Origin of the sequence: Deinococcus pimensis DSM 21231 (assembly GCF_000519345.1) — a bacterium.
Lineage (GTDB): Bacteria > Deinococcota > Deinococci > Deinococcales > Deinococcaceae > Deinococcus_A > Deinococcus_A pimensis.
On record NZ_KI912657.1, the window covers coordinates 27324 to 36561 of the forward strand.

10 protein-coding genes are annotated in these 9238 nt (G+C 68.4%); 5 read left to right on the plus strand and 5 right to left on the minus strand.

Annotation, left to right across the window (positions count from 1 at the left end; genetic code table 11):
- Positions 1-7: 7 nt before the first annotated feature.
- From DEIPI_RS31850 to DEIPI_RS0116350, 5 genes are all read right to left on the minus strand, one after another.
- The gene (locus DEIPI_RS31850) at positions 8-1033 is read right to left on the minus strand and encodes a ParB/RepB/Spo0J family partition protein (protein WP_084474433.1); all 1026 of its coding nucleotides are present in this window, start codon (positions 1031-1033) and stop codon (positions 8-10) included.
- Positions 915-1673, minus strand: coding sequence for a ParA family protein (locus tag DEIPI_RS0116335; RefSeq protein ID WP_027482476.1), 759 nt, complete (start codon positions 1671-1673; stop codon positions 915-917). Before DEIPI_RS0116335 ends, DEIPI_RS31850 begins: the two co-directional genes overlap by 119 nt.
- Before the next feature lie 130 nt (positions 1674-1803).
- Positions 1804-2403, minus strand: a complete 600-nt coding sequence (locus tag DEIPI_RS35695) for an HAD family hydrolase (protein ID WP_169737139.1) — start codon at positions 2401-2403, stop codon at positions 1804-1806.
- 23 nt (positions 2404-2426) lie between these two features.
- The gene (solA, locus tag DEIPI_RS0116345; RefSeq protein WP_045234523.1) at positions 2427-3575 is read right to left on the minus strand and encodes an N-methyl-L-tryptophan oxidase; all 1149 of its coding nucleotides are present in this window, start codon (positions 3573-3575) and stop codon (positions 2427-2429) included.
- The gene (locus DEIPI_RS0116350) at positions 3575-3997 is read right to left on the minus strand and encodes a response regulator (RefSeq protein WP_027482479.1); all 423 of its coding nucleotides are present in this window, start codon (positions 3995-3997) and stop codon (positions 3575-3577) included. The genes solA and DEIPI_RS0116350 overlap by 1 nt, the downstream gene beginning before the upstream one ends.
- Positions 3998-4248: 251 nt before the next feature.
- Between DEIPI_RS0116350 and DEIPI_RS0116355 the strand changes: the two genes are divergently transcribed.
- From DEIPI_RS0116355 to DEIPI_RS31860, 5 genes are all read left to right on the plus strand, one after another.
- Positions 4249-4824 (plus strand): TerD family protein, encoded by a 576-nt coding sequence (locus DEIPI_RS0116355; RefSeq protein ID WP_027482480.1) that lies wholly within the window; start codon positions 4249-4251, stop codon positions 4822-4824.
- A gap of 86 nt (positions 4825-4910) precedes the next feature.
- Positions 4911-6233: a VWA domain-containing protein gene (locus tag DEIPI_RS0116360; protein ID WP_027482481.1), complete on the plus strand. Its 1323-nt coding sequence runs from the start codon at positions 4911-4913 to the stop codon at positions 6231-6233.
- Positions 6234-6428: 195 nt separating this feature from the next.
- Positions 6429-6995 (plus strand): TerD family protein, encoded by a 567-nt coding sequence (locus tag DEIPI_RS0116365; protein WP_027482482.1) that lies wholly within the window; start codon positions 6429-6431, stop codon positions 6993-6995.
- Between the two features lie 26 nt (positions 6996-7021).
- Positions 7022-8119: a DUF475 domain-containing protein gene (locus tag DEIPI_RS0116370; protein WP_027482483.1), complete on the plus strand. Its 1098-nt coding sequence runs from the start codon at positions 7022-7024 to the stop codon at positions 8117-8119.
- A gap of 165 nt (positions 8120-8284) precedes the next feature.
- A partial coding sequence (locus DEIPI_RS31860; protein ID WP_169737140.1) for an ATP-grasp domain-containing protein occupies positions 8285-9238 on the plus strand: 954 nt, incomplete at its 3' end.

The following is a 9238-nucleotide window of genomic DNA, read 5'->3' on the forward strand; positions in this document are numbered from 1 at the left end:
GACCGCGTCACTCGTTGAGCAGCCGATCAAGTCGGTCGAGCAACTCCTCGACCGCCCTGCGCCGACGCGCGGGCAACTCCTCGATTCGCTGCCAGTTCGCGAGCGCGGACCTGACCCGGGCGACATGGCCGGGCACGAGCGCCTTGCCCGTCGGCCTGTCGATCTCCGCACGCAACTCCTCGACCGTCGCACCCCGAACGGCAAGGCCGATGAGGTGCCCACGGACCTCCTCGTCGGCGACGCGGGCGATCACGCGCCCCTTGGCGTGTTCGAGGCCCTCCCGCATGGCCGTCAGCACGTCGTGGGGAAAGCGGAGGATGGGCAGATGATGAACCAGGTAAGTCTGCCAGGACCCACCGATGACCCTGAACATGGCGTCCAAACGTTCGGCGTCCTCCAGTGCCTGGCGGTACTCCGTCGTTTCCTTGGCGCGGCGGAGTTCGGCACGGACCTTGCTCAACCGTGCCGGGACCTGCGCGACGTCGATTCCGAGTTCAACCGCGATCAGTCGCGCCGTGGCGTCGGCCCGGTCGATGGGATCGAGGTCCGTGCGCTGAAGGTTCTCGATGATCGCCACCTCGAACGCCTCGTGATCGTCGAGGGGACGCACGATGACGGGCACCTCGGTCAGACCCGCGCGATGGGCGGCGCGCCAGCGGCGCTCGCCCGCGACGATCTCGTAGCGGCCGTCGGCGGTCTTCCGGCGAACGATGAGCGGCTGCAGGACGCCCCGGGCCATGATGGAAGACGCCAGCTCGTCGAGCTTCCGCTCGTCGAACTGGCGTCGGGGCTGACCTGTCATCGGCGACAGGGCCGTCACGGGAAGGGTCATGACGTCGGACGCCGACGCCTCGTCCCTGGCCTCGCCGAGAATGCTGGAGAAGATGCTCTTGCGGTCGAGCGGCCTCTTCGGCCTAGCGGGCACGTTCACCCTCCAGGACGGACAGGAGCTCACGCGCCGTGCGCCGAATTTCGTGATCGGCCGGGGAGCCCGGCGCGAACAGCCCGATCGGCTCGGCGGCGGCCTGGGCATCGTTGACGACAGGACGGTACGCCATGGGGCTCGCCAGGGGACTCAACTGCTCCTGCAGGGCCTCGAGGACGGAGCGGGCATGCTGGGTGCGGCTGTCATAGACGGTCGGGACGTACAGACCCACCTCCAGCGCGGGTGCCAGCTTGCGGTACTTGCGCGCCATCGCGTTGACGGTCGGCAACCCTTTGATTCCCTTCCAGTTCACCGGAATCGGGACGACGAGGCGGTCGGCGGCGATGCAGGCGAGGGCCGAGAGCTGGCCCAGGCTGGGACCGGAATCGATCAACACGACGTCGTACCCGCTCAGATCGTCGAGGGCGAGACGAAGGTTGACGATCCCACCGGGATTTCCGGGCAGCACGGCCTCGAGTTCTGCGATCTCGATGCTCGAGGGGATGAGGTGCATACCGTGCACCTCGAAGGGTTCCGGCAGCGGCGCCTCACGGTGGGCGACGTTGTAGACGGTACGTTCCAGGGGGGCGTCGACCACGCCCAGCGACTCGCTGAGGGTGCTCTGAGGATCCGTGTCGATCAGGAGGACCTTCTTGCCGTGGTGGCGGCTCAACGCGTATCCCACCTCGCGAACCACGTAGCTCTTGCCCGCTCCTCCGACGTAGTTGAACGCGGTCAATCGATGCATCTGACGTCAGACTACTCGCTTTTCCAGGGCCTGTTACAACTTGTAACAAGCCCCGGGCGACCTGCGGTTACAAGTTGTAACAAGCTCGCGCCGAGGCTGGTCTACAGCCCCAGGAAAGCAGGATGGGCGTTCAGCTTCCGCGTTCTTCGAGCCCCATGATCCGCTCGAACGACGCCGCCGAGTCGTACTCGTGGGCCGTCCAGCCGGCCTGTCTCGCCGCGACCACGTTGGTAGGGCTGTCGTCCCAGAACACGATCCGCGAGGGAGCGATGTCGAGCCGACGTGTGACCTCCTCGTAGTACGGCGCGTGGGGCTTACGATGACCCACCGAACAACTCGCGAACTCGCCGTCCACCAGATCCGACAGTCCCACGACCTCGAGCAGGTACGTCGTGCGGTGCCGTTCCTGATTGGTCGCCAGATAGACACGCCACCCCCGTTCCTTCAGCCGGCGCACCGACGCCCAGAGGGCCAGATTCGGATGATGTTCCGATTCCAGCCAGGTTCGCAGGAATTCGGCTGGGGAGAGGGGCGATCCGAGCGCCGAGACGAAATCCGGCAGATGGTCGAGCAGATCGGACCTTCCCGTGGAGGCCGAGAGGAACGGCCCCTCGAAGAAGGCGCGGGACAGTTCGGGCGCCTGACGCAGCAGACGTGTCCCGAAGAACTCGGGCGGCGTCACGAGGACGCCGTCCACATCGAGCAGCAGAACATGAGTTTGCGGATTCACGAGGACAAGTCTAGGACGAACGTTCAGGGCGTGAGGCCGAGCGCGCTCCTCGACAGGAACAACGCCTCGTCGCCGTCCGGCTCGCGGCCCTGCAGGCGGTTCGCGACGAGCTCTCCAATCACGGGCGTGAACTTGAAGCCGTGTCCGCTGCAGGGACTCGCCACCACGGTCCGGTCGGACAGGGGGTGCGTGTCCACGAGGAAGTCCTCGCTGGGCGTGAGGGTGTACAGGCACGCGCGCGCGCTCATCACCTCGCCCGCCGCTTCCGGCAGGTAGGTTCGCAGCCAGGAACGCAGACGGGCGACACGTTCGTCGTCTCCGACGCTTCCCACGTGAGAGGACGTCAGGTCCGGATCCACGAGCGGTCCCCGCGCGTGCAGGGCCACCTTGATCCCCTCCTCGCCGAAAAGGGGAAACCCGTAGGTGAGGTCGGAGTCCTCCTGAATGAAGAGCGGGAAGGCGCCCATCCCGAACATGTCGGGCAGGCGGGGACGAAAGAAGACGGTGAGGTTCTCCTGCACCCGCAGGTGGGCCGACCAGGGCTCGACGAATCGACGCGTCCAGGCGCCGGCGCCGATCACCACGTGTCCTGCCAGGATCCGTCCCCGCGTGGTCACCACGACCGGACGGGCAGGCTCCGTCAGGTCCACGTCCTCGACGTGAACCCGCTCGCGAATGACGACGCCTCGCCGCCGCGCCAGCCGGGCAAGCACCGGAAGTGTGACGTCGGGACTCACGACGCCGCCGTCAGGACTGTAGAGGCCGTGCCAGCCGTCAGGGAGCCGCCACTGAGGCCATCGGCGCATCACCTCGCGCGCGCTCAACCGTTCGAAGGGGGCCCCGGTCTGCTCCATCGCGTCCGCCAGTTTCGAAATGCCCTGCTCGGTGGCGCTCAGACTCAGGATGCCCGTCGGCCAGTACAACTGCTCTCCGGACTCGTCCTCCAGTTCGCGCCAGCGGGCGAGCGCCCTCCGCGCCAGCCGGACGTAGGCGGGATGATCGTAGGTGAGCCGGAAGATTCGTGAGGGGCCGTGGCTGCTCCCCCTGGTATGGCCGATCTCGAACTGCTCCAGCACGAGCACGCTCATGCCCCGTCGGGCGAGTTCGAGGGCGGAGCTCAACCCCGCGGCGCCCGCGCCGATCACCACGACGTCGAACCGCGCTGGCGCCATCAGGCCTCGAGGACCCGCGCCGCCCAGAACCGCAGGGTCTCCTGCACGACCTGCACGAAGTCGTCGAAGGACATCGGCTTCGTCACGTAGGCGCTCGCGCCAGCAGCGAGGTTCGCCTCGACATCCCGGGAGGCTTCCGAACTGCTGAACACCACGATCGGCAGACCGGAAAGGGTCGGCTGCGCCCGGACGACCTGCAGGACCTCGAGCGCGTTGCGGCGTGGCATGTTCGAGTCGAGCAGGACGAGATCCGGCCCGTCCTGACCGTGGAACGCGCCGTCGCCGAGCAGATAGGCCAGGGCCTCCTCCCCGTTCGTGACGACGTGAAGGCGGACCTCCACGTCCAGCGCGTCGATCGCCTCGCGGACGAGAAGCACGTCTGCTTCGCTGTCCTCCACGAGCAGGACGTGGAACGCCGTCACGATCCCGGCCTTCGGGTCATGCTCTGTGGGTTGACGACTCGGTCCTTGGGCATACGTTCATGCTAGTCAGCCGACGCCCGGAGCGCGCGAACGTGAAGAAACGCTGAGCTTACGACGGCTCCGGAACTTCCTTTCGGACATGCTCGTACCTGGGAACACGTCGGGCGTGCGGACACGTCCGACCGGAGTGCCCCGACAGGGTACGATTCAGGCGCGGGAAGCGCGCGAAGCGCCCCGCCACAGGAGGAAGCATGGCAGTTTCACTCGTGAAGGGCGGCAACGTCAGCCTCACCAAGACGGCCCCCGGCCTCAAGAAGATCACCCTCGGCCTCGGCTGGGATCCCCGCCGCACGGACGGCAAGCCCTTCGACCTCGACGCGATGGTGTTCATGGTCAACGATCAGGGCCGCGTCCGCAGCGACGCCGACTTCATCTTCTTCAACAACAAGCAGAGCGCGGACGGCAGCGTCGTGCACGGCGGCGACAACACCACCGGACAGGGCGAGGGCGACGACGAGACGGTCCTCATCGACCTCGACAAGGTCCCGGCGGACGTGCAGCGCATCATCACCGCCGTCGTGATCTACGAGGGTCCGGAGCGCGGGCAGAACTTCGGCATGGTGGACCGCGCCTACGCCCGCGTCCTCAACGCCGAGGGCGGCGCGGAACTCGTCCGCTTCGACCTCACGGAGGACGGCGGCACCGTCACCGCGATGATCTTCGCGGAGGTGTACCGCAACGCGGGCGAGTGGAAGTTCAAGGCCATCGGGCAGGGCTACGACGCGGGCTTCGCGGCGCTCGTCCGGTCCTACGGCGTGAACGCCTGAACCCCACCTGAGTCCCCGACGCACGGGAGAAGCCTCGGCCTCTCCCGTGCCTTCGTCCGGTCTCACCGTCCACCACAGGAGCGACCATGACCACTGCCGCACTGACGCGGGGCGAACGGCGGCCCCTCTCCGACCTCACCCACCAGACCACGGTGGAGGTGAGCCTGGACAGCGGGCTCGACGGCGCCGACGTGAGCGTCTTCGGTCTCGACGCCGAGAGGCGCCTGCGCGACGACCGCTACTTCCAGTTCTTCAACCAGCCCGAGAGCCCGTCGTCGGAGGTCACCACGACCTCCACCCCGAACTGCACCCGCGCGGACTTCCGCGTGGACCTCGCACGTCTGCCGCAGGAGGTGGCGCGGCTCGTGTTCGTCGTGACGCACGACACCGGGCCGTTCGGAGCAGCCCGGGCGGGAACCTGGGTGCTGCGCGCCGGAGGGCAGGAACTCGCGCGCTACACCTTCGACGGTCGCGACTTCCAGGCCGAGCAGGCCGTCATGATCGCCGAACTCTACCGTCACGGCGGCGGCTGGCGCCTGCAGGCCGTGGGGCAGGGCTTCAACGGGGGACTCCAGGCCCTGCTGGAATACTTCGGGGGCGAGGCGTCGCAGGAGGCGCCCGCGTCACCTGCCCCCACGCCCGCGGTTCCACCCGTGAGCCTCAAGAAGCAGGCGCAGGTCCGGCTCGACAAGCGCATCGAGCAGGACGCGCCGCAACTCGTCAATCTCGTGAAGGCCGCGACGGTCAGCCTGGAGAAGCGCGGCCTCGGGGAGCACACCGCCCGCGTCGCGCTCGCGCTCGACATCAGCGGCAGCATGACCGACGAGTACCGCAGCGGCGCCGTGCAGGCCCTCGTGGAACGCGCCCTCGCGCTCGCCACGCGCTTCGACGACGACGGCGTCATCGACGTCTTCACCTTCGGCCAGGGCGCCTACCACGCGGGCACCGTGGACATCGGGTCCCTCACCGGGTACGTGAACCGCATGCGCGTCCGTTTCGAGGGCGGCACCAACTACGGCAAGGTGATGGCGCTCATCCGGCGGCACTACTTCGGCGACGCTCCCTCGCGCTCGCGCGCCCTCTCGCAGCCCACGCCCGTGTACGTCATGTTCGTCACGGACGGCGCCACGCAGGACCGCGCCGTCACCGAGCAGCAGATGCGCGACAGCGCCTTCGAGCCCATCTTCTGGAAGCTCATGGGCATCGAGCAGGGCGGGTACGGCAGCGAATTCCAGTTCCTGGAACGGCTCGACGACCTGAAGGGCCGCTTCCTCGACAACGCGGACTTCTTCAAGGTGCGCGCGCCCATCAAGATCACCGACGCCGAACTCTACGAACTGCTGCTCCACGAGTACGACGTGTGGATCACACAGGCACGCGCGAAGGGCATGCTGCCCCCCCAGGGATGAACGGCGGCATGAGGACCCTCACAAGCCGTCCTCGTCCGCCTCGTTCCGTGACCTGAACGTACGGACGCTACAACGGAGGGAACGGTCGGGCGGCCTCCCTCGTACCTGATCCGGACGCCCACGAACCGACCGGCCCCGGCCCCCGGGAGTCCGCGGAACGCGGACGTCCGGAATGCCCACCCCACAGGAGTTCAAGTGACCATCTCCCTCAAGAAGCAGCAGACCATCAGCCTGGAAAAGCAGGGCCAGGGCCTCACCCGTGTGTTCATGGGTCTCGGCTGGGACGTCGCGCGCGGCCTCTTCGGCCTCGGCGGCAGCGACATCGACCTCGACGCGTCGTGCCTGATGTTCGACGAGCGCGGCAACGTCGTCGACACCGTCTGGTTCCGGCAGCTCTCCAGCCGCGACGGCAGCGTCCGCCACGGCGGCGACAACCTCACCGGCGCGGGCGACGGCGACGACGAGCGCATCTTCGTCGACCTCGGCCGCGTCCCGCAGAACGTCCGGTCGCTCGTGTTCACCGTCAACTCCTTCCGCGGCCAGACCTTCGCGAAGGTCAAGAACGCCTTCTGCCGCGTCGTCGACGAGACGACCGGGCAGGAGATCGCGAAGCTCGACCTCAGCGAGCAGGGCAACCACACGGGACTCGTGATGGCCCGCATGCAGCGCGGCGGCTCGGGCTGGCAGCTCACCGCCATCGGCGAGCGCACCGAGGGCCGCGTCGTGGAGCAACTCGTCACGGACGCGCGCCGATTCCTTTGAGGCGCGCCCTCAACACCAGGAGCGTCATGTTCAAGCACTTCGGGTTCGGCATCATCTTCAGCGTCCTGTGCGTCGTCGGGGCCGCCGCCTACGGCTTCTTCACGGGCAACCTCGCCGCCGCCGCGTCCTTCGCGTTCATCGCGATCGTGCTGGGCGTGATGGAGGTCAGCCTCAGCTTCGACAACGCCGTCGTCAACGCCAAGGTCCTCACCGGCATGGACGCCGTGTGGCGCCGCCGCTTCCTCACCTGGGGCATCGCCATCGCCGTGATCGGCATGCGCTTCGTCTTCCCCATCCTGATCGTCATGGCCACCGCCGGACTGGGCTTCTTCAGCGTGGTCGAACTCGCCTTCAACGACGCGAACGCCTACAGCGAGCGTCTCGAGGAAGCGCACGTGATGATCAGCGCGTTCGGCGGGTCGTTCCTGTTCCTGGTGTTCCTGCACTACTTCCTCGACGCGGGCAAGGACGTCCACTGGCTCGCCCCGATCGAGCGTCGCCTCGCGAAGCTCGGACACCTCGACAAGATCGAGGTGGCGCTCACCCTCGCCGCGCTGGTGGGTCTGGTGTCGTTCTTCGTCGCGCCCGCCGAGAAGCTCGAGGCGCTCACGTCGGGCGCGCTGGGCATCCTGACGTACCTCGTGGTGAAGGCCTTCGCGGGCTTCTTCGAACCCGCCGAGGACGCGGACGGCGAGGAGGCCGAGCAGGCGCGCGCGAAGAGTCAGGCGGTCATGCAGACCGCGACCCGCGCGGGCGCGATGAGCTTCCTGTACCTGGAGGTGCTCGACGCCTCGTTCTCGCTCGACGGGGTGATCGGGGCGTTCGCGATCAGCAAGGAGGTCGTGGTGATCGCCGCGGGCCTCGCGATCGGCGCGGTGTTCGTGCGTAGCATGACGCTGTGGCTGGTGGACAGCGGCACCCTCAACGAGTACCGCTTCCTGGAGCACGGCGCGCACTACGGCATCGGCTCGCTCGCGGTGATCATGCTGCTGAGCATGAACCGCGACGTGCACATCCCGGAGCTCGTCACGGGCCTCATCGGCCTCGCGTTCATCGTGCTGTCCGTCGTCGCGTCGCTCGCGCTCAACCGGCGCGAGACGCGCGGCGTTCGTGGCACGGACTGAGAACGTGCGAGGAAGCGGGGGTGGCCGTCGGCCACCCCCGCTTCCTCATGAGGAGACGGCCCGGAATGCCACGGGTGAAGCACGCAGGGTGCGGTAGCATCCCGTCATGAAGACACCTTCATGTTCGCGGCCGCCCGCCTGCCCTCCCACCCGACGGAGGCGGGCGTGACCACCGTCTGGTTCAACAAGAACTTCGCGGTGATCCGGGCGTACGCGGACGCCCTGCAGCTCGAGGGACGCCGCGTGCTGGTCTCGCACACCAACGCCGACAGCCCGCAACTCCAGGGCGCGGCGGCGGCGCACCTCGAACCGCGTGGTCTCGTCGGGGAGGACTACGTGGCGTGGGCACTGGACTTCGCCCGGCGACAGGACGTGGACGTCTTCTGGCCCGGCAAGGAACTCGCCGCGCTCGCCCGGCACCGCGAGGCGTTCGAGGCGGCGGACGTCCGGCTGATCGTGCCCGCCGAGCCCGACACACTCGATCACCTCGACGACAAGGCCGCCTTCCTGCGGGCCCTGCCGCCCTTCCTGCGAACCCCACCCTTCGAGGTCGTCACCACCTGGGCGGAGATGCACGGGGCCTTCGAGCGGACGCTCGCCCTGGGCTGGACGCCGTGCTTCAAGCCGGCGCGCGGCGTGTACGGTCACGGCTTCCGCATCGTCACGCCGCGGCGTCGCCTCCAGGACTTCCTCGCGGGGGACACCCTGCGCGTGACCGAGGAGGAGGCGCGCGCCCTGTTCGAGCCGCACGAGCCCTTCGCGCCGATGCTCGTGATGGGCTGCCTCCCGGGCGTGGAGCGCAGCGTGGACGTCGTGTGCTGGCGCGGCGAGCTCGGCGCCGCCGTCGTCCGCGCCAAACTGCCCGGCCTGCACGGATCGCAGGTCGTGGAGCGCCGTCCCGACGTCGAGGCCCTCGTCCGGGCGGCGGTCGCCCACTACGGCCTGTCGGGCGTCGTGAACGTGCAGTTCAAGGACGACGCGGACGGTGCGCCCCACGTCCTGGAGATCAACGCGAGACCGTCCGGGGGCAGCCACATGAGCGCCCTGGCGGGCCCGGACCTGCCCGTCTGGGCCGTGCGGCTCGCGCTGGGCGAGGCGAGCGCGGGCGACGTCCCGCCG

What these genes read in the sequence shown, in the direction of transcription:
- DEIPI_RS0116360 (WP_027482481.1), top strand. Translation starts at nt 4,911, where the DNA reads ATGACCACTGCCGCACTGACGCGGGGCGAACGGCGGCCCCTCTCCGAC.
- solA (WP_045234523.1), bottom strand. Translation starts at nt 3,575, where the DNA reads ATGGCGCCAGCGCGGTTCGACGTCGTGGTGATCGGCGCGGGCGCCGCG.
- DEIPI_RS0116335 (WP_027482476.1), bottom strand. Translation starts at nt 1,673, where the DNA reads ATGCATCGATTGACCGCGTTCAACTACGTCGGAGGAGCGGGCAAGAGC.
- DEIPI_RS31850 (WP_084474433.1), bottom strand. Translation starts at nt 1,033, where the DNA reads ATGCCCAGGCCGCCGCCGAGCCGATCGGGCTGTTCGCGCCGGGCTCCC.
- DEIPI_RS0116355 (WP_027482480.1), top strand. Translation starts at nt 4,249, where the DNA reads ATGGCAGTTTCACTCGTGAAGGGCGGCAACGTCAGCCTCACCAAGACG.
- DEIPI_RS0116370 (WP_027482483.1), top strand. Translation starts at nt 7,022, where the DNA reads ATGTTCAAGCACTTCGGGTTCGGCATCATCTTCAGCGTCCTGTGCGTC.